The sequence below is a fragment of the Brevibacillus sp. HB1.4B genome (genome assembly GCF_013284285.1).
Classification (GTDB): domain Bacteria; phylum Bacillota; class Bacilli; order Brevibacillales; family Brevibacillaceae; genus Brevibacillus; species Brevibacillus porteri.
In genome coordinates this window covers 1-618 of the sequence record NZ_JABSUT010000033.1, presented here as the reverse complement: position 1 = coordinate 618, position 618 = coordinate 1, and the positions used below count along the sequence as shown (strand labels likewise).

The 618-nt window shown below is 55.8% G+C and carries 6 tRNA genes; all 6 read left to right on the top strand.

Annotation, left to right across the window (positions count from 1 at the left end):
• The first annotated feature begins 3 nt into the window (after positions 1–3).
• Positions 4–79 (top strand) — tRNA-Asn (locus HP398_RS30590).
• A gap of 7 nt (positions 80–86) precedes the next feature.
• Positions 87–177, top strand: a tRNA-Ser gene (locus HP398_RS30585).
• 24 nt (positions 178–201) lie between these two features.
• A tRNA-Met gene (locus tag HP398_RS30580) sits at positions 202–278 on the top strand.
• Between the two features lie 8 nt (positions 279–286).
• Positions 287–371: transfer RNA gene (locus HP398_RS30575), tRNA-Leu, on the top strand.
• Positions 372–385: 14 nt separating this feature from the next.
• A tRNA-Glu gene (locus HP398_RS30570) sits at positions 386–459 on the top strand.
• Between the two features lie 33 nt (positions 460–492).
• Positions 493–568: transfer RNA gene (locus HP398_RS30565), tRNA-Val, on the top strand.
• Positions 569–618 lie beyond the last annotated feature (50 nt).

The following is a 618-nucleotide window of genomic DNA, read 5'->3' as shown; positions in this document are numbered from 1 at the left end:
CGTTCCTCGGTAGCTCAGTTGGTAGAGCAATCGGCTGTTAACCGATCGGTCGGCGGTTCGAGTCCGTCCCGAGGAGCCATATATACGGAGAGTTACCCAAGAGGCCGAAGGGGACGGTTTGCTAAACCGTTAGTATGCGCAAGCGTAGCGAGGGTTCGAATCCCTCACTCTCCGCCATATGTTTTAATCTTATAGCTTCATGGCGGTGTAGCTCAGCTGGTTAGAGCGTTCGGTTCATACCCGAAAGGTCGGGGGTTCGATTCCCTCCGCCGCTACCATATTAGTTGCGGTCGTGGTGGAATTGGCAGACACACCATCTTGAGGGGGTGGCGGGGCGACCCGTGCGAGTTCGAGTCTCGCCGACCGCACCATACTTCATAATCCTGGCCCGTTGGTGAAGCGGTTTAACACAGCAGCCTTTCACGCTGTCATTCAGGGGTTCGAATCCCCTACGGGTCACCTAGCAAAATGCCCTGCAAACACAGGGGTCCTGGAGGCTTAGCTCAGCTGGGAGAGCATCTGCCTTACAAGCAGAGGGTCGGCGGTTCGATCCCGTCAGCCTCCACCACTTATATTAATGGACAGGGAAAGTCAGCTAAAAGCGCCACGTCTTGTGGC